The following is an 18,650-nucleotide window of genomic DNA, read 5'->3' as shown; positions in this document are numbered from 1 at the left end:
TTTTTTCTTTGTCACTTGCAGGCTTGCAGGTATTATTGCATGACTTGTTTATGTCATTCCCACGGAAGCGGGAATCCAGCGTAAAGCGAGATAAATCGAGCTTTTAATTTCAAAAATTTTCTGTATTTATACTTTTTTTCTGGATTTCCGCTTCCGCGGGAATGACATCGTGTGGGCTTCTCAAACCACAAAACAATCCCTACTCACAATAACAACTCCTCTAATCCACAGCTTTCTCAAGATTTACTATTATTACAGGGGATTTATTTATTTCCTGTTTTAAAGTTTTGCGGATTGCTCCTTTTATTGCTTCGATTACTTGTTCATCCGACAATGCTTTTTTAGCCTGTTTATTTTGAATGGTAACAAGTTCTTTAATATCATTTTTAATGAGGTTAACTAATGCCATATCCTCTTTCGGATCAAGCAGCCCCGGCATAGACAGCATTGGGTTTGCAGCAAGCAGCCCTTTTTTATTAATTACTACTGACGCTACCACGATACCCGACTCACGCATACGTCTTCTAGCTTTGAAAATCGGAGATTCTACAGGGAGTAAATAATTACCGTCTACAGCTAAATAGCCGTTTTCTACCTTTGAAATTACTTTCGCATTATTAGGTTCAAGCACCACTACACTACCGTTTTCAACCTCTACTGCCTGTTTTATGCCGTTTTTCTTAGCAAGCTTAACATGTTCATGAATATGTACAGGCTCACCGTGAACAGGTATACAAATATTCGGTCTAATTAGAGAATACATTTTTTGCAGCTCGTCAATCGATGAATGTCCTGAAACATGTACAAAATGATCACGTTCAGTAATAACTTCTACACCAGCTTTAACAAATATATTAAATAGCCTGAATATTTTCTTTTCATTACCCGGAATAATTTTTGAAGAAAAAATCATTGTATCCTTAGGAGCAAGCTTTATAGATTGGTGAGAATTACTAGCCAATTTTGCGGTTGCTGCCATAGGTTCGCCTTGACAACCGGTAGCAATTACTAATAATTCTTCTCTTCTAAATCTACTAACGTCACGTTCACTAATTAGAGGAGCAATATCTTTGAAATAGCCGCTTTCTTGAGCAGCAAGCATCATACGATGCAAACTTCTACCGGTTAAAACTACTTTTCTACCGGCCAGCCCTGCAGCATGAATTATTGTATCAAGCCGTGCTAAATTAGATGCAAAGGTTGAAACTACTACCATTTGAGGGCAGCCGGCTATGATATCTACTAAACTTTTTCTAACATCTCCCTCAGAACCTGAGCTTCCTTTATTAAATACGTTAGTTGAATCACAAACAAGTGCAAGAACCCCTTCATCTCCATAAGACTTTAGAAGCTCCTCATCGGCTTTTTTCCCAAGTACCGGATCATTATCAAATTTCCAATCTCCCGTATGTAAAATATTACCTGCATCCGTACGGATCATAATTGCTTGCATTTCAGGAGCCGAGTGGGTGAGCGGCACCATTTCTAAAGAAAAAGGCTCTAGATTTATTTTACTGCCCGGTTTTACTTCATGAATTTTTATATTTTTAGCAAAATCATATTCATTTAAACGAATTTTTAAAAAATTTGCTGTGAAAGTAGTAGTATAAATAGGACATTTAAGGCTATTCCATAAATATTGGACACCGCCTAAATGATCCTCGTGAGCATGAGTTAAAATCAGACCTACTATATCTTTTTTATATTTCTCTATAAAGCTACTATCGGCAATTATCATATCAACACCAGGTAAGTAGTCATCGGCAAAACCGCTACCGCAATCAATCATTAACCATTTACCTTTATAATGGTAAAGATTAAGATTCATACCTATTTCATTAGATCCTCCTAGCGGTACAAATAGCAGATCATTTTTATGATTTTTGATGTTGAATAATGACATAATTTAACTTAATATTTATTATATTACTTTATTCTTATAACTTATTATTAGTTAAGCGTCTATACATTAAAAAAGAAATTCATATAATGAATATAAATAAAATAGCATTGATTTATAACCAAAATTCCAAACATCTAGCTATTATAGAGGAAATAAAAAAACTCTATAATTATTGTAAAATAGAGGAAGCAGAAGCAATTATCGTAATAGGCGGCGATGGAGAATTACTACATAATATTCACCGCTATATGAATCTTAATATCCCTTTTTATGGGGTTAATTTAGGAAGTCTCGGCTTTTTAATGAATCCTTTAGATATCAAGAATTTATTACAAAATATACATGAAAGTACAGTTTCTATTCTAAATCCTCTTCTTATGCAAGCTGAAGATATAAGCGGTCAAATATATACCGCACTTGCTATTAACGAAGTATCGATATTTCGTAAAACTAATCAAGCTGCTAAATTTAGAATAGACGTAAACGGAATAGAGAGGATGAGCGAATTAGTAGCAGACGGAGCTTTAGTTGCAACGCCTGCCGGAAGTAGTGCTTACAATTTATCTGCCGGCGGTCCTATTTTACCGCTTGAATCAAATATGCTATGCCTAACCCCTATCTGCTCTTTTAGACCTCGTAGATGGCACGGTGCTTTACTACTTTCATCTGCTACAATTAAATTTGAAATACTTAATACAAATAAACGACCGGTAAATGCTACTGCCGACTTTCAGGAGTTTAATAATATCACGAATGTTACCGTTAAATCTACTAAGGATAAACCTATCAAACTGCTTTTTAATAAAAACCATACGCTGGAAGATAGAATTATTAAAGAGCAATTCGGTGGATAATTATTAAAAAATATTAATAATTTTTTGACTAAGAATTAAATTAATGTATGACGCCTTGTTAAAAATAACTAGGCATTATATATGAAATCAAAAAAGTCTTCTATTAACTTTTCTGAAAATAACCATATTTTATGGTTACCGCTTGAAACTCGCAATATTACCTTAAATACAGCTATAGAATTATACTCAACAATAGTTAGAAGTTTTGACATAAAAAAAGATTATTTAAAAACTATTGAAGAAATAAAAAACTCAAAATTAGCTTCAGAATTTGCTAATTTAGTAATTAAGAGGATAAAAGAAATAAAAACCCAAAAAAAGCTATTGGAATGTGTATTAAAAAATTACAGTTATGAAGAACTTAAAAATCATGAGTTATTTAAAGATTATGAGATTAGTGAATATAATTCTTTAATTAATAAAAATTCTAAAGTAGAAATATTTTTTGAATACAAACCTAGCTCTAATTCTTCTAAACGCCAGTTTAGGATAAGAAGAGTTTAAGATTATCGAAAAAAGAGTTTAAAATATTAGTTTTAGTAATATTAAAAGCATTAACACAAGCTAGAATATGAACTAAAAAATTAGTAGGTGATCGATGCCTTGAGTGTTCAAGATTCATATTATTTTTTAGGACATTAAATACTGACTCAACCAACGACCTTTTTCTAAGCTGTATTTTATCTTCCATTTCCAATAAATGATTCTTCATATCTTTTCTAATTCCTGTAAATAAGCGTAATCCACGACCTAATAATTTAGTAAATAATTCCTTAGAAATATATCCCTTATCACCAAAGAGTTTACCTTGTAATCCATCAGTTATATCGTCTGCTACCGATAAATCACTATTATTTGCTTTGGTAATTTTGATCGCCATAATCGCTCCCTTATTGTTAATTACTATATGCAACTTAAACCCCATAAACCATCCATAACTACTCATCCCTATTTTAGCTATATACTTCTTTAACTTGAAAAGTTGGAAAATGAATATTTAGATGAGCGAATAATCAATGTTCTTATGGATAATTAATATCTAATACTACCAATTCTTCAGGTAAAAGAAGTATACCACTAAATACTTTATTGCTATTTGTACGTTTTGTATGACATATCGATAATTTAGTTGAATCTATGCAATAAATTCCTGTTTCCTCTCCTCTAAATAGTTGCAACATTATAACCAAGCGGTAGAATTAATCTTGACCATAATTGTATTATTCGACTATAACTTGGTAATTTAAAATAACCTCTATATTTATATGATAAGTGATATAAATAATAATTCTTAAAATCTTTGCACGGCGATATATAAAAATATAATACGATAGTTAAAAGCTCTGAAAGGCTTAAATTCCCTTCTCTCCGGCGTTTTCTATCTGTCGGTATTAATTTTTGCTTCTCCCATTCTTCATATATTTCACAAAAATTGTCTAGTATATAAAATAAAGTTGTGATACATTTTTTCATTGTCGGGTTCTTGTTTTTTTGTTGAAAAACTTCAGTAACCCAACACTCTTAACTTGTCAATACTTTATTCTTATTCCATGCTTCTCTTCTTCCTTATCCTAAATTCGCGTTTAAAGAAGAGCTAGAGCAGTATGAAAATCAAAATCCTATAGAAATTCATGAATATTATCAATCAACAAAAAATGCACATTTACTTTATACTATCGGGCAGGTTATTCCTAGTTGTAGCAGTTGGAAAGTTAATAAAGAAGGAAAAATTACAAGTAATAACACTACTCCTTTAGGCAAATATCAAGGACTTGAATGTTATGGAAGAATTAGTGAACAATTACAAGAAAAATTAGATAAGAATCAATATAATAAATTTATAGATGCCTTAACGAAAGGTATAATACATAACCCACAAGGTAAGAACGGCGTTAAATTTATCGGTAAAAAAGCAGTTGAAATTAAAATTGACGGTGACCAGCGTTTATTTACAAATATATTACATTCAAACGAACAAGGTGAATTACTGATAAATTTTGATCATCAAGGGAATCATAATGATGTGATAAAATTCGCCGGTGAACATCATCTAGAATTTCACCAAGATTTGTTATAACTTTAATTGCTCTTTAATAATTCAATATTAAAGAGCAATTTGGCGAATGATTATTAAGATATAATATTTAATTATATTATATCCCCAACTAGTTCTGCCCCTAATAATTTTGATAATTCATATTCACTTGCTTCAGTCCAAGTTACAGGCGGCTCTTCATTCGGTAAACCAGTATCGTAACGATCATTAAATACTCTGACGGCTTGTTGAGTAATTTGATCAAAAGTACTTGTAGATTCTACTCCATAACCATATGCTTTTAACTTTGTTTGTAAAGTATCAACTGGTTCTCCAGTACTATCAGGACTTAATAATACTTTACTCTTTTGATCTTGCGTAGTCTCAAAATATCTACCAAAACCAGCTTCAGCTAATTCTTTCCAAGGAAATTTTGATCCAGGAGCTATATGAGCATTTTCTTCACGGTTTACAGTTACTTCACCAAGACCGACTAAATCATGCTTTAAATCTAAATTCGGATATCTTGTTGCTATATCTGCAAGAAAGCTTTTTAATTTCCCTATTTGCTCTTTAGAAAAATCGTTTTTTGCATCATTAATAAGTATATTCCCAATACCAAACTTATTAACACCTACTTCTCCTTTCCAACTACTCTTACCCGCATAAAAAGCTTGATCTGTTAAATCGTTATGATATTGATATTGCGTTCCATCCTTATCAGTTATGTAATGAACACTTGCACCTCGTGCTTGTAAGGCTTCAAGAGTGGAATTAATATTATCACTTACAGAATAAGTAATAACTACACAGTTAGGTTTTACTCCTTCCGGTCTTGGAGCCATATATTTACCGTTTGGGCTATTTGTGTTACTGATACCGTTATTATTATCATTTGGCATAATATTTACCTCATATTTTTTTAATAAAAAGTTCAACCATTGAACTATGGTACTGTTAACAAAATAATTTTAAAGCTAATTAAATTATTTTGTTAACAGTACCATATTAATTATTAGTATTATTAATAACTAGGTCAAGAAATAATTAATTTTTATTAAGTAATTAGATAGGTAAAAGCAATAATATTTTACTCAAAAGGTTGGCGTAGGTTAATAGCAGCAGATAAGGTACCCTCATCTAAATAATCAAGTTCACCTCCGATAGGTATACCGCTAGCTAGGCGAGAAATTTTGGCAGGATGTTCTTTTAAATATTCAGTAATAAAATACGCAGTAGTTTGACCTTCTAAAGTAGAATTAGTAGCAATAATAACTTCTTTAATATTTTCTGCAAAACATCTTTTAAGTAGTTCAGGTAACCGAAGTATGCTAGGATTTTGCCTACTAGCTGCCGATAAATTATGACCTAGTACGTGATATAAACCTTTAAAATTACCGCTACGCTCCATTGCCCATAGTTCAGCTACGGTTTCAACAACAGCAATAACCGATTTATCTCTATATTCAGAAGAACAAATACGGCAAATATTTTCCGTATCCATATTACCGCAAATCTCGCATTTTACTATTTTCTTATCTATCTCTACAAGGTTATTAATCAGGCTTTTTAACCTAACATCTTTGTCTTGTAGTAGATAAAGCACTATACGTCTTGCCGACCTACTACCAAGCCCAGGTAATTTTGAAAAAAGATACATTAGCTGATCTATATCATTTGTGTTGTTGTTCATATATTAAGATTTGATTACGACGGTTCCGGCTATTTTATCATGTAATGCTTGTTTTTTAGAAGAAAAAAATATGAAAAAAATACCGATAGGAAAAGTCATATACCCTAAAAATCTTTTAATTAACTGCTTTAAAGTCGGACGATTTAATGTTACGGCATCTACGACTTTCATACGTAGGAACATTTTACTAAGCGTTGCACCTTTATAATACCAAAGCGTTACGAAATATGAGCCTATTACTAATATATTAGTAGCAAAAATTGAAATATTAAACAAAATATATTTATTAAAATTCCCTGCTTTAAGATATTCATAAAATTCCTGACTCATAACAGAGTTAAACATTTCATTGGAATTATGAAGATTAATGTTATTACTAAGGAAATAATCATTAAAGAACAACCATAATAAATTAAAAGAACAAAATTGTGATATTGGAATTGCTATAAAGGCAAATAATGATAAATCAAGTGCCGTAGAAAAAATTCGTGCTATAAAATCAGGATAAATAATTTGCTTTTTCATTGCCGGTTACTTTATTTTGGTGTTAGATGGTAGGGGTTGTGGTATGGTTCTATTTTGTCATACCGTGGCTTGACCACGGTATCCAGTCTTTTTTATTTTTTTCTGGACCCCGTGGTCAAGCCACGGGGTGACAAAAGGATCGAGCAATACAACATACATAATCAAAATTCAATATATTACATTTATGAATCAATTTGAAGCATATAGTTTATTATTCGTTGATAGTTTTGTCTCAAATCTTGTTATCGGTTTTCAGAATGAATTAATATTTCATTCTATGAAAATGTTTGGGGGTTATAATAGTTTCATAATGCTGCTAGTGGCTATTTGTGCTTCTCTTAGCAGTAATGCAGTCAATTATATTTTTGGAAGAATAGTTTTAAATATCTTTTATGCTTCCAAAAGCGAACAAAGTATCTTAAGACATAAAAATTTAACAAAATTATATTATAAATATGAGATATTTATAATTTTCTTAATGGCCTTTCCTTTTTGGGGATGCTTTATTTCCTTATTTTCCGGTTTTTTTAAAACAAAATTTCTAAAATTTTTAGGTATTGGTTGTTTGGCAAAAGCATGCTATTATGCTCTAGAATTGTATATATTTTAACTCATGAAAAAATTAACCAAAACTAATTCTCATAGACAACAAAAATTAGCAAGCATTATAAATGAAGCATTAATCGAAATTCTAAGACGTGGTAAAATGCTGGATAGCAGACTTTTTGATTGTCCTCTCACTATTACGAAAGTTATAGTTACTGCCGACCTAAAAATAGCTAATTGTTATTTCTTGCCTTTTAATACTAAACTAACAATAGATGAAATTATGGATGCCTTAAATAATTCTAAAAATGCTATCAGAAATTTTATTACTAATAAAATAAATATGAAATTCTCGCCTGATATAAGATTTCATTACGATCACGGATTTGATAATGCTATAAAAGTGGAAGAGTTGCTAAAAAATATATAGGTGCTCGGGGATAAACTCAATCATTGAAAACAATAATTATCCGTTATACTAAAAACGCTTAAAAATTAAGCTTTAGTACAACAGCCCCCTAGCATAAATGGACTAAAGGCTATAAATGTTTTGCAATGATGGAGTTTAAACATCATTTACAAAATAATAATTGAAATAATCAAGATATTTTAGTTATCTTTTAATATTTTTTTAAACTTTAAGTTTAACTCAAATAAAAATAAATCCTTATTTTTATTAAATAACTTTAAAAGATTATTTTTTTATATTAAGATATAAGAATAATCTTTTAATAAAAATAAATAGAAAATGTCTCCTCAAATAATAGAGTTATTAATTTTTGCCGTTATTGCCTTTTACATTATTAACAAATTAATTACGACTCTCGGTTCTACTTCAGAAGAGGAACAGATAAAGCAAAAATCTTACTTTGGCGAGCCGGTTATTAAGGACGTAACTTACAGTACAGTCAAATCTAATAAAGAAGAAAAAAATATTCCAACAGCCCAAGATATTAAAGCTTTTAAAGATATAATAGTGGAACATAATATAACTGCGGTCGTAGATGGAATGGAACAAGTACATACACGCCTTTATTCCTTTGACCCGGTTAAATTTATAAATAATGCTAAAACTGCTTTTCAAATGATTATAGAAGCTGCTTATAAAAAAGATGCTAAAGAATTATCTGAACTGATAGATAAAAGATACTTGGAAGAATTTGAAAAAATAACACCGTCCTATGGTGATTTTTTTGACTCATCGGCTTTAAGTGCAAAATATTCAGAAATTTACATGTTCGGTAATAACATATTTATTAAATTACTATTTCAAGGTAAAAATGTAGTTGACAAAATTGAAGATTTAAAAGAAGAATGGACATTTACACGTAATGCTAATACCAAAGAAGTTGATTGGTTTTTAAGCAATATTGAGAGAGTATAGTTTTTGTCATCCCGTGGCCCCTCCACGGGATCCATAAAAGTAATTTTCAGCAGTAAATATTTATAGATTCCGTGTTCAAGTCGCGGAATGACAATTTAATAACAAACCATTAGTAATGAGTAAAATTTTCTATATTATAGGCACTATATTAATAATAAGTGTCGGTATTTTTATGTTTCAAAAGCAAACGATAACGGATAACAATCAAATAATCCCAAGAAAAGTTTTATTCGGTAACCCTGATAAAGCAAGGGTTTCTCTAACCCACGACGGCAAATATATTCTATATATTGCACCGAAAGACGGTGTATTAAATATCTGGCTAGCTCCCTCAGATGATATTAGTAAAGCAGAAGCCATAACCCATGACAAAGGACGTGGTATTTGGTCTTATGCTAAAGCTTATAATAATAAAAATATTTTATATACCCAAGATTTTAACGGTGATGAAAATGACCGAATTTATAGCTATAACATAGCGACAAAAGAGACAAAATTACTTACTCCTGAAAGAGGTGTTAAAGCTGGTATAGCCGGAGTGAGTTATAAAACGCCAAATGAGATATTAATATATTTAAATGAGCGTAATCCTGAATATTTCGATATTTATAAGTTAAATCTAGATACTCTAGAAAAAGAATTAATTTATAAAAATGATAGATTTACTGATTATGTAACCGATGAAAATTTAAATTTAAGATTCGGTAGTTTACTAGATAAAGACGGAGCTGTTGAATATTATGAATTAAGAGACGGCGAACCTAAATTATATACTAAAATCTCAATGGAAGATTCTTTCAATACTTCTATACTCGGTTTTGATGCTAGCGGTGAAATTCTTTATATGCTTGAGGGGCGTAACCGCAATACTTCAGCCCTTAAGGCGATAACACTCGCTACAGGCAGCGAAGAAATATTAGCTGAAGATTCAAAAGCCGATATCGGCTTATTTACAGTTCATCCCACAAAGCAAACTCCGCAAGCAGTATCTATAGATTATGATAGAGTTTCATACAAGATATTAGATAAAGATATTGAAGATGATATTAAATATTTACAAGCTCTCGATCGCGGTGATTTAATTATTAATAGTAGGACGCTAGACGATAAAATTTGGATCGTTGCTTATATGGCTGATAATGCACCGGTGAAATATTATAAATATGATAGGGCAAATAAAAAAGCTGAGTTTTTATTTACTAATCGCAAAGAACTTGAGCAATATAATCTTGCTAAGATGATACCGGTAATTATCAAGTCACGTGACGGGCTTGATTTAGTTAGCTATATCACTTTTCCAAATGATGTAAAGCTTGATGAAAATAATATTCCTGATAAAAAAGTACCGCTAATTTTAAATGTCCACGGCGGACCGTGGGTTCGTGATAGCTGGGGATACAATCCTGAGCATCAATGGCTTGCAAATCGTGGTTACACAGTTTTAAGTATAAATTACCGTGGTTCTACCGGTTTTGGGAAAGATTTCTTAAACGCCGGTAATTTAGAATATGCTGGTAAAATGCACACCGATTTAATTGACGGTGTTAACTGGGCTATTAAGAATAATATAGTTGATTCTGACAAAGTTTGTATTATGGGCGGAAGTTATGGCGGTTATGCTACACTTGTCGGTCTTACCATGACCCCTGACATATTTGCTTGCGGTGTTGACGTTGTCGGTATGTCTAATTTATTAACTCATGTGCAATCTAAAGCTCCTTATATGACACCATTGTTAAGTATATATAAAACACGTATAGGGCCTTGGGATACTGAAGAAGAAAAAGAGTTTTTAAGACAAAAATCACCGATTAATTTTGTTGATAATATCAAAAAGCCTTTATTTATAGCACAAGGTGCTCACGATGTGAGGGTCGTACAGGCAGAATCAGAACAGATTGTAAATAGCATGAAAGCAAAGCACATACCGGTAGTTTATGCACTTTACAAAGATGAAGGACATGGCTTTGCAAAACCAAGTAACAGAATCTCATATTATGCTCTTGCTGAGCAGTTTTTAGCTAAGATTTTAAAAGGAAGAGCGGAAGCAATAGGAGATGACTTAAAGAATGCTAATCTCATTCTGAATGATAAAGAAAAAATTAGCGGTACAGAAGCAGAAAAGATTATAGATAAGGCAGTTGGGAATTAGAATCCTTGCGTCATTGCAAGCAGTCATAAGCGTTGCCTTCAGGCTCTTTTATGTCATTCCCGCGTAGGCGGGAATGACATAAAAGAGCCTGAATGATATTAGGTTCAGAATAATTTATTGGAGTACTATCATGCTACTTACAAATACTGAAAATTCTTACGGCTTAATTGCAAAATTTTTCCACTGGATCATGAGCATTATAGTTATAGTAATGCTCGTTGTTGGTTTCTTAATGGATAATTATATAGAACCGCCTCTAAAATGGCAATTATACGGGATACATGAAGCAACCGGTATAGTTGTTTTATCTTTAGTAATAATAAGACTTTTATGGAAGTTCTATAATGCTAATGTTTTATTACCAACTGATTTACCAAATTGGCAGAAAAAAGCCGCTAATATTAATATAAATTTGCTATATCTTTTAATGTTATTAATGCCGATAAGCGGCTTTCTAATGACTATTTTATCAAACCACCATATTGATTTTTATGGTTTGTTTACTATAAATTCTTTTGCTCAAGATTTACAATTTGCTAAAATCTTTAAAAAAATCCATAAAAAGGCTGCTTTGTTATTTACTGCTTTAATTATTTTGCATATACTAGCTGCGTTATATCACCACTTTATTAGGAAAGATAACGTACTTAAGAGAATGTGGAATGAGTAAAAATATTTTAGATTTTTTTGGAAAAGGTAAACATAAAAACGAAAATGGACCGATTGATGTAGATGAAGCTATTGCTATAGCAGTGATAGAAGAAAATCTTAGTTTAGATAGCATTCCGGAAGAGCTTGATCGTCATTGCGAGGAGCGAAGCGACGTGGCAATCCAGCAAAAATAATAAAAGATGCTGTAAATTAGCATTTTTACTGGATTGCTTCGTCAAAACTTACAGTTTTTCCTCGCAATGACGGTGGCATCAACCTTTATTCTGTAATACCGCTTAGATAAAAAACTCTCTACTTTACAGTTTAAAGATTAATTATTATACTGTGCTTTAATTATTTAAATAAATTATTTAAAATGAATATTCATGAATATCAAGCAAAAGAGATTTTAAGAAAATACGGCGTACCTACTTCCACTGGACTAGTTGTTACGAAAACCGAAAAGATTAATGAAACCATAGATAAGTTAAATACGGAAGTATATGTGGTTAAAGCACAAATACATGCCGGTGGTAGAGGTAAAGCAGGCGGTGTTAAAGTTGTTAAGAGTAAAGAAGAAGCTAAGAAAGTGGCCCATGACATGTTTGGGATTAATTTAGTAACGCATCAAACAGAACCTCAAGGACAAAAAGTAAACCGTCTTTATATTGAATCAGGTTGTGATATTTTAAAAGAATATTATTTCAGTATCGTATTTGATAGATCAGCTAGCTGTATTACTTTCATAGCTTCTACCGAAGGAGGAGTTGATATTGAAGAAGTAGCAGAAAAAACTCCGGGAAAAATTGTTAAATTTTCCGTTGATCCTGCAACCGGTTTACAAGATTTTCATATGCGAGGCATAGCTTATGAGTTAGGCTTTAAGGATAACCAAGCAAAACAGATGAAAGAGATAGTAAAATCAGTCTATAATGCTTTTATTGAAACCGATGCAGCACAAATTGAAATCAACCCGTTAATTGTAAGTAGCGACGGAAACTTATTAGCTTTAGATGCAAAAATTACTTTTGACAATAATGGCTTATTTAAGCATCCGAATATTACGGCAATGCGTGATCACGATGAGGAAGATCCTTTAGAAACTAGAGCCGCAAATGCAGGACTTAGCTATGTAAAAATGGACGGTAATATCGGCTGTATGGTTAACGGTGCCGGTCTTGCCATGGCTACTATGGATATTATTAAACTTTACGGTGCTTCGCCTGCTAATTTCTTGGATGTCGGCGGCGGGGCTGATCGTGAGCGTGTAAAAGAAGCTTTAAAAATAATTTTATCCGATAAAGAAGTACAAGGGATTCTAGTTAATATTTTCGGCGGTATCATGCGTTGTGATATTATAGCGGAAGGGATTATTGCAGCAGCAAAAGACATAGGTATAAAAGTACCGTTAGTGGTTCGTTTAGCTGGTACAAACGTTGAAAAAGGGAAAGAAATTTTATCAAATTCCGGTTTAGAAATAATACCGGCCCATGATTTAGCAGATGCTGCAAGCAAGATAGTCGAGGCTATAAATTAGGTGTCATCCCGTGGCTTGTCCACGGGATCCAGTAATAAAAAATACAAATATATAAAGCTCGATTTATCTCGCTTTATGCTAGATTCCCGCTTTCGCGGGAATGACATAATAATACCTGCTCGCAATGACCTCACAATGACGATTATACAAAATAAAAACATAATACATATAAAACAAATTATTTAACATGGCAATATTAATAAATAAAAAAACAAAAGTTATCTGCCAGGGCTTTACTGGTTCACAAGGAACTTTTCACTCTGAACAAGCGATAGCTTACGGCACTAACATGGTTGGCGGTGTTACACCCGGCAAAGGCGGTCATACTCACCTTGATTTACCTGTATATAATACCGTACATGAAGCAAAAGCAAAAACCGGTGCAAATGCAAGCGTTATATATGTTCCGCCCGGCTTTGCCGCTGATTCGATATTAGAAGCAATCGATGCCGAAATCGAAGTAGTAGTATGTATAACGGAAGGAATTCCGGTACTTGATATGGTGAAAGTAAAACGTGCTTTAGTCGGCTCTAAAACTAGATTAATCGGTCCTAACTGCCCTGGAGTTATCACACCGGGTGAATGTAAAATCGGTATTATGCCTGGGCATATTCATAAAAGAGGAACGATAGGTATTGTTTCAAGATCAGGTACTCTAACTTATGAAGCAGTAGCACAGACAACAGCCGTAGGGCTTGGCCAATCTACATGTGTTGGTATAGGCGGCGATCCTGTTAACGGCACTAATTTTGTTGATTGTATTGATATGTTTTTGAAAGATGATGAAACCAAAGCAATTATTATGATTGGTGAAATTGGCGGTAATGCAGAGGAAGATGCAGCCGAGTTTATCAAGCAATCAAAAATCAAGAAGCCTATTGTTAGCTTTATTGCAGGTATTACAGCACCTCCCGGTAAAAGAATGGGGCATGCCGGTGCTATTATTGCCGGAGGAAAAGGAAGTGCCGAAGATAAGCTTGAAGCTCTACAAAGTGCCGGCGTAACTATCACTAGATCCCCTGCCGATATCGGTAAAACTATGTTAGATTTACTGAATAAAGGCTAAATAATTGCTCGGTGTCATACCGTGGCTTGTCCAGTGTTGTTGCATGGCTCAAAAAACCCGTACAATGTCACTCCTGCGAAAGCAGGAATCTAGTAGAAAAATAGTCTTAATATTGACAAAATAAACCTAAAAAAACAAATTTTTGTAGGTTTTTACTTTCTTCCCGCCTACGAGTGTTGTTTCGTGGATCAGTTTTACCTCTGTCATCCCGTGGCTTGACCACGGGATCCAGTTAAAATACTAAAATTATTAGTATTTTTTATTGTTTTTATAGACCCCGTGGTTAAGGTTATAGTACTACCGGACATTTTTTAAAAAAATCTCGATGTCATCCCCGCAAAAGCGGGGATCCATATTAAAAAAGCTTTACTTTACTGGATTTCCACCTACGCGGGAATGACATGGAACGAAAAATGTCCAGTACTATAGGTCAAGCCACAGTATGACACCAAATGCGTTTTTTGAGCCACGCATATTAATAATATTAAAAAGCTGAAAAACTGAGAACGCTCACGGACACAACGGTCAATTTCAAAAAGAGCAAGGAGTCTGCAAGGCGAGGAGCGGAGCGTATACTTAATACGTGAGCACCGCAGATCTTGCTAGACGACACCGCCAATTTTTGAAATTCACCGAGTATCCCTAATTTCTTTAACTATATTTAGTAACTGTGGGAAATCTATTAACCCGGGTATTAATTTTGAATCAATTATATACGCAGGTACTCCTTGGATTCTAAGGCTTCTAGCTATCTTCATATTTTGAGTAATTAAATCTTTAATCTCATTGCTATCGGCAGTTTCTTCAATTTCCATAGCATTTAAGCCATTCTTGGTTAATAATTCTTCTATAGATTCCTTAGAAACATCTCTTATTTTTATTAGTTCATCATGAACAGCTTTAAATTTACTTGGATTAACCTTATAAACGGCTAAAACTATTCTTGCCAGATATTCGGAAGCATCTCCAAGGATAGGTAGCGGTCGTAATATAACTTTAACTTTTGGATCGTTTTGCAATAATTCATTTATAGAAACAGCGCCTTTTTTACAATAAGAACAATTGTAATCATAAAAAGCAATTATTGTTATATCACCGTCTTTATTTCCTATAATAGGAAAGCTTGTGCTATCTTCAATACCTAACTTATTATCTTTTAGATAGTTATTAACTTTAGTCTCATTTTCCTGTACCTTACGTTTTTGCAAGCCTTCTATTGATTCTATTATTATTTCCGGAGTTTTAAGCAAATAATCTTTGATTATTTCTTGGACTCTTTCCTCTTCACATTTCCTTGCATCCTCGCTTTGTTTAACCTCAACGGAAACCGGATTTGTAGAATAAGTTTTCATTGTTTTGAAAACAAATAAAACTCCTATAACAACTACAAATATAACCAATATTTTACCTATAATATGCTGCATAAATACCTTTTTTAAAAATTTTTTATTGTTTTTGCTTGAAATCGTCATTGCAAGGAGGCATTATTGCGTGGACCGGTAAATGCTCTTTATGTCATTCCTGCGAAAGCAGGAATGACATCTATATCCACGCAACAAAGCCTTGCGAGGAGCGAAGCGACGTGGCAATCCAGCAAAAATAATAAAAAATACTAATAATTTTAGTATTTTTAACCGGATCCCGTGGTCAAGCCACGGGATGACAGAGATGAAATTGAACCACGCAATAACGCCTTCTCGCAATGACGCTTATTTCTGTCTTATTAATCTGCTCTGATCTCTTTTCCAATCTTTTTCTTTAATTGATTCTCTTTTATCATGTAATTTCTTACCTTTAGCAATACCAAGTTCAACTTTCACTTTATTTTTTTTATTAAAGTACATAGAAAGAGCTACTAGCGTATAGCCTTTTATTCTAATTCTACCGATAATTTTCTTTATCTCTTTAGTATGCAACAATAATTTACGAGGTCTACGAGTAGAATGATTAAATCTATTCGCTTTCTCATATTCCGCAATATGGCAGTTATACAAAAATACCTCATGCCCGGTATCTGCCGCATGGCTTTCCTCTATAGAAGCTTTGCCTTGACGCAGAGACTGTACTTCACTGCCCTTTAATACAATACCTGCTTCTAATCTTTCTTCAATAAAATAATTAAAAAGGGCTTTCTTATTTTGTGCAATAACTTTCTTATACTCGGTCATAATTTTATGGATAGTGATGTTATAATGTTTTCAATTTGTTTTTTAGCACTATCGCTTGCTTCAGTTAATGGTAGTCTAATTTCATTTTCACATAAACCTAAATAATATGCAGCATATTTTATCGGAATCGGATTAGACTCTACAAATAATGCTTTATATAAAGGCAGTAATTTCTGATGGATTTCTAATGCTCCTTTAGTGTCATTCTTATTCCATTTCTCCCATAACTCTTTACACATATCAGGAGCAATATTAGAAGCTACGGAAGTCCACCCTACCCCGCCTTGTGCGTTAAAAGCTAAGACTACTTCATCGTTACCGGTTAAAATGTTGAAATCCTTTTTAACTATTGCTCTAATCCGCAATGGACGTTCTAAATCTACGCCGCAATCTTTTAATGCTAAGATACGCGGTAGCTCGCTAAGCCTCAATATCGTCTCATCAGAAAAATCTACTCCGCTTCTAGTTGGAGCTGAATATAACATAATAGGTATATTACACGCTTCATGTAATGCTTCAAAATGCTTATAAATCCCTTCTTGAGTAGGTTTTACATAAGATGGCGGACTAGCCATAAAACCATCAACCTTGATTTTTGTAGATTCCGCTGCAAGCTCTCTTGCATAAGCAGTATTATTTGATGAACATCCGCTTATTATAGGAATACGCTTATTAACGATTTCTACGCTAGTTTGCAGTAATAACTTATATTCTTCAAAGCTTACGCTACTACCTTCTCCGGTTGAGCCTGCGATTAATACTGCATCGACTTCATGCTTTATTTGATGTTTTAAAATTCTCTCTAAAGCATATAAGTCTAACTTATTATCTTTAAAAGGTGTTATAGCTGCGGTAATTAAACCTTTAAATATATTGTTCATTGTTTTTTTGATAGAATTTTAAATATTATTACTACTTGTATGTCATTCCCGCGTAGGAATGACATAATCTGCCACGCAATGACGCTTTTCCTACTCCCTAACAATACGCCCATACTCTTTTTTCAAACGATCTGCAATTTGATGATCATCGAAAGTAATATTTTTATTGCCTAAATCTATAGAATCAATATTTTGTACCTCGATTGCCGTGCCTGTAACAAAACATCCGGTAAAATTCTCTATTTGCTCTAATTTCAAACGCTCTTCTTTTACTTCTAGACCTAAATCTTTTGCAATTTCAATAATAGTATGTCTTGTTATACCGTTTAAAAATCTATCGGCAATTGGAGTATATAATGTTTTATCTTTAACAAAAAAAATATTTGTTGTAGTGCATTCAGCAATATATCCTTCATAATCAAGTAATAAGGCATCATCATAGCCAAGAGCTTTAGCTTCTTTTTTACTTGTTATTGCCATATTATATTGAGCGGCGGATTTAGATTGTACCGGGGTGCTATCAGGTATTGCTTTACGCCAGCGGCTTGCATGCAAATTTATACCTTTCTCAAAAGACCTTGGCATTGATGGAATACCGGCAATCAAAAGATTAGTAGACAAATCAGGATTAGTAATATTTAGCGATTCGTCTCCGCACCAAATAAGCGGTCTTATATATGCATCCTTAATATTATTTTGTTTTATTACAAGTTCATGAGCTTTTATTATCTCGTCCACACTGTAAGGTACTTTCAGACCTAATGCTTCTGCTGACTTTATCAATCTTTCCGTATGTTCTTTTAACTTAAAAACTTTGCCGTTATAAGCTCTTTCACCCTCAAATACCGATCCTGAATAATGCAGGCTATGAGTTAAAACATGAATCCTTGCGAATTGATAAGGAACTAAATCACCATTAATCCAAACATGCCAAAAAATTTGCTCTAGTTTTATCATTGTCATTAACCTATATTTATATTAAAGTATTGTCAATTGTCATTGCGAGTAGCGTGGTTACGTGAATTGTTTTATGTCATTCCCGCGTAGGCGGGAATCCAGTAAAAAGCAAAAATGTCATACCGTGGCTTGACCACGGTATCCAGTTAAAAATACTAATATATTAGTATTTTTTATTGTTTTTATGGACCCCGTGGTCAAGCGAACTAGGTGACATAGCAGGTTTTACCGATCCACGCAACAAGGCCAGGCGGGAAGGACATAAACAAGCAACGACACCAATTTTTCAAATTAAAAG

18 protein-coding genes and 2 pseudogenes are annotated in these 18,650 nt (G+C 33.0%); 11 read left to right on the top strand and 9 right to left on the bottom strand.

Annotation, left to right across the window (positions count from 1 at the left end):
• Positions 1–220: 220 nt before the first annotated feature.
• The gene (locus AC5584_RS02850) at positions 221–1,903 is read right to left on the bottom strand and encodes a ribonuclease J (protein ID WP_499216776.1); all 1,683 of its coding nucleotides are present in this window, start codon (positions 1,901–1,903) and stop codon (positions 221–223) included.
• 86 nt (positions 1,904–1,989) lie between these two features.
• Between AC5584_RS02850 and AC5584_RS02845 the strand changes: the two genes are divergently transcribed.
• Both AC5584_RS02845 and AC5584_RS02840 read left to right on the top strand, forming a co-directional pair.
• Positions 1,990–2,757, top strand: coding sequence for an NAD kinase (locus AC5584_RS02845; protein WP_410527135.1), 768 nt, complete (start codon positions 1,990–1,992; stop codon positions 2,755–2,757).
• A gap of 81 nt (positions 2,758–2,838) precedes the next feature.
• Positions 2,839–3,261, top strand: a complete 423-nt coding sequence (locus tag AC5584_RS02840) for a hypothetical protein (protein ID WP_499216775.1) — start codon at positions 2,839–2,841, stop codon at positions 3,259–3,261.
• Here the strand turns inward: AC5584_RS02840 and AC5584_RS02835 are convergent.
• The 4 genes and pseudogenes from AC5584_RS02835 to AC5584_RS02820 all read right to left on the bottom strand — a co-directional run bounded on the left by AC5584_RS02835 (position 3,242) and on the right by AC5584_RS02820 (position 7,010).
• A pseudogene (locus tag AC5584_RS02835) lies at positions 3,242–4,230 on the bottom strand (IS982 family transposase). The gene AC5584_RS02840 and the pseudogene AC5584_RS02835 sit on opposite strands and share 20 nt — an antisense overlap.
• A gap of 675 nt (positions 4,231–4,905) precedes the next feature.
• Positions 4,906–5,694: an N-acetylmuramoyl-L-alanine amidase gene (locus AC5584_RS02830; protein WP_499216774.1), complete on the bottom strand. Its 789-nt coding sequence runs from the start codon at positions 5,692–5,694 to the stop codon at positions 4,906–4,908.
• 188 nt (positions 5,695–5,882) lie between these two features.
• Positions 5,883–6,485 carry a recombination mediator RecR gene (gene recR / locus AC5584_RS02825; RefSeq protein WP_499216773.1) on the bottom strand — a complete coding sequence of 201 codons (603 nt, stop codon included), beginning with the start codon at positions 6,483–6,485 and terminating at the stop codon, positions 5,883–5,885.
• Between the two features lie 3 nt (positions 6,486–6,488).
• Entirely contained in the window at positions 6,489–7,010 is a 522-nt protein-coding gene (locus tag AC5584_RS02820; RefSeq protein ID WP_499216772.1) for an RDD family protein, read from the bottom strand.
• Positions 7,011–7,194: 184 nt separating this feature from the next.
• On the opposite strand from AC5584_RS02820, the gene AC5584_RS02815 reads away from it, so the two are divergent.
• The 9 genes and pseudogenes from AC5584_RS02815 (at position 7,195) to sucD (ending at position 14,346) form a co-directional block, all read left to right on the top strand.
• A complete protein-coding gene (locus tag AC5584_RS02815) occupies positions 7,195–7,620 on the top strand; it encodes a YqaA family protein (protein WP_499216926.1) in 426 nt (141 codons plus the stop codon).
• Between the two features lie 3 nt (positions 7,621–7,623).
• Entirely contained in the window at positions 7,624–7,986 is a 363-nt protein-coding gene (gene rbfA / locus AC5584_RS02810) for a 30S ribosome-binding factor RbfA (protein ID WP_032138589.1), read from the top strand.
• Positions 7,987–8,304: 318 nt separating this feature from the next.
• Positions 8,305–8,940, top strand: coding sequence for a Tim44/TimA family putative adaptor protein (locus AC5584_RS02805; RefSeq protein ID WP_499216771.1), 636 nt, complete (start codon positions 8,305–8,307; stop codon positions 8,938–8,940).
• A gap of 115 nt (positions 8,941–9,055) precedes the next feature.
• Positions 9,056–11,092, top strand: coding sequence for a S9 family peptidase (locus AC5584_RS02800; RefSeq protein ID WP_499216770.1), 2,037 nt, complete (start codon positions 9,056–9,058; stop codon positions 11,090–11,092).
• Between the two features lie 130 nt (positions 11,093–11,222).
• Entirely contained in the window at positions 11,223–11,762 is a 540-nt protein-coding gene (locus AC5584_RS02795) for a cytochrome b (RefSeq protein WP_410526491.1), read from the top strand.
• Positions 11,763–11,766: 4 nt separating this feature from the next.
• Positions 11,767–11,859 (top strand): annotated as a pseudogene (locus AC5584_RS02790) (AbrB/MazE/SpoVT family DNA-binding domain-containing protein); the annotation flags it as partial.
• 260 nt (positions 11,860–12,119) lie between these two features.
• Positions 12,120–13,280: an ADP-forming succinate--CoA ligase subunit beta gene (gene sucC / locus AC5584_RS02785; protein ID WP_499216769.1), complete on the top strand. Its 1,161-nt coding sequence runs from the start codon at positions 12,120–12,122 to the stop codon at positions 13,278–13,280.
• Positions 13,281–13,466 carry a palindromic element RPE4 domain-containing protein gene (locus tag AC5584_RS02780; protein ID WP_499216768.1) on the top strand — a complete coding sequence of 62 codons (186 nt, stop codon included), beginning with the start codon at positions 13,281–13,283 and terminating at the stop codon, positions 13,464–13,466.
• Position 13,467: 1 nt separating this feature from the next.
• Positions 13,468–14,346 (top strand): succinate--CoA ligase subunit alpha, encoded by an 879-nt coding sequence (gene sucD / locus AC5584_RS02775; protein WP_040257675.1) that lies wholly within the window; start codon positions 13,468–13,470, stop codon positions 14,344–14,346.
• A gap of 629 nt (positions 14,347–14,975) precedes the next feature.
• Here sucD and AC5584_RS02770 read toward each other — a convergent pair.
• The 4 genes from AC5584_RS02770 to AC5584_RS02755 all read right to left on the bottom strand — a co-directional run bounded on the left by AC5584_RS02770 (position 14,976) and on the right by AC5584_RS02755 (position 18,358).
• On the bottom strand, positions 14,976–15,770 hold the full coding sequence (locus tag AC5584_RS02770; protein WP_499216925.1) for a DsbA family protein: 795 nt from the start codon (positions 15,768–15,770) through the stop codon (positions 14,976–14,978).
• Positions 15,771–16,055: 285 nt separating this feature from the next.
• Positions 16,056–16,514 carry an SsrA-binding protein SmpB gene (smpB, locus tag AC5584_RS02765; RefSeq protein ID WP_011270991.1) on the bottom strand — a complete coding sequence of 153 codons (459 nt, stop codon included), beginning with the start codon at positions 16,512–16,514 and terminating at the stop codon, positions 16,056–16,058.
• Positions 16,511–17,395 carry a 4-hydroxy-tetrahydrodipicolinate synthase gene (dapA, locus tag AC5584_RS02760; protein ID WP_499216767.1) on the bottom strand — a complete coding sequence of 295 codons (885 nt, stop codon included), beginning with the start codon at positions 17,393–17,395 and terminating at the stop codon, positions 16,511–16,513. The genes smpB and dapA overlap by 4 nt, the downstream gene beginning before the upstream one ends.
• 90 nt (positions 17,396–17,485) lie before the next feature.
• Positions 17,486–18,358: a branched-chain amino acid transaminase gene (locus tag AC5584_RS02755; protein ID WP_499216766.1), complete on the bottom strand. Its 873-nt coding sequence runs from the start codon at positions 18,356–18,358 to the stop codon at positions 17,486–17,488.
• Positions 18,359–18,650 lie beyond the last annotated feature (292 nt).

The sequence above is a fragment of the Rickettsia endosymbiont of Villa modesta genome (genome assembly GCF_964026485.1).
Lineage (GTDB): Bacteria > Pseudomonadota > Alphaproteobacteria > Rickettsiales > Rickettsiaceae > Rickettsia > Rickettsia asembonensis.
This window is presented reverse-complemented; position numbering and strand designations above follow the sequence as displayed.

Coding starts and splice junctions, on each gene's coding strand:
- AC5584_RS02850 (WP_499216776.1), bottom strand. CDS start 1,903: ATGTCATTATTCAACATCAAAAATCATAAAAATGATCTGCTATTTGTA.
- AC5584_RS02845 (WP_410527135.1), top strand. CDS start 1,990: ATGAATATAAATAAAATAGCATTGATTTATAACCAAAATTCCAAACAT.
- AC5584_RS02840 (WP_499216775.1), top strand. CDS start 2,839: ATGAAATCAAAAAAGTCTTCTATTAACTTTTCTGAAAATAACCATATT.
- AC5584_RS02830 (WP_499216774.1), bottom strand. CDS start 5,694: ATGCCAAATGATAATAATAACGGTATCAGTAACACAAATAGCCCAAAC.
- recR (WP_499216773.1), bottom strand. CDS start 6,485: ATGAACAACAACACAAATGATATAGATCAGCTAATGTATCTTTTTTCA.
- AC5584_RS02820 (WP_499216772.1), bottom strand. CDS start 7,010: ATGAAAAAGCAAATTATTTATCCTGATTTTATAGCACGAATTTTTTCT.
- AC5584_RS02815 (WP_499216926.1), top strand. CDS start 7,195: ATGAATCAATTTGAAGCATATAGTTTATTATTCGTTGATAGTTTTGTC.
- rbfA (WP_032138589.1), top strand. CDS start 7,624: ATGAAAAAATTAACCAAAACTAATTCTCATAGACAACAAAAATTAGCA.
- AC5584_RS02805 (WP_499216771.1), top strand. CDS start 8,305: ATGTCTCCTCAAATAATAGAGTTATTAATTTTTGCCGTTATTGCCTTT.
- AC5584_RS02800 (WP_499216770.1), top strand. CDS start 9,056: ATGAGTAAAATTTTCTATATTATAGGCACTATATTAATAATAAGTGTC.
- AC5584_RS02795 (WP_410526491.1), top strand. CDS start 11,223: ATGCTACTTACAAATACTGAAAATTCTTACGGCTTAATTGCAAAATTT.
- sucC (WP_499216769.1), top strand. CDS start 12,120: ATGAATATTCATGAATATCAAGCAAAAGAGATTTTAAGAAAATACGGC.
- sucD (WP_040257675.1), top strand. CDS start 13,468: ATGGCAATATTAATAAATAAAAAAACAAAAGTTATCTGCCAGGGCTTT.
- AC5584_RS02770 (WP_499216925.1), bottom strand. CDS start 15,770: ATGCAGCATATTATAGGTAAAATATTGGTTATATTTGTAGTTGTTATA.
- smpB (WP_011270991.1), bottom strand. CDS start 16,514: ATGACCGAGTATAAGAAAGTTATTGCACAAAATAAGAAAGCCCTTTTT.
- dapA (WP_499216767.1), bottom strand. CDS start 17,395: ATGAACAATATATTTAAAGGTTTAATTACCGCAGCTATAACACCTTTT.
- AC5584_RS02755 (WP_499216766.1), bottom strand. CDS start 18,358: ATGACAATGATAAAACTAGAGCAAATTTTTTGGCATGTTTGGATTAAT.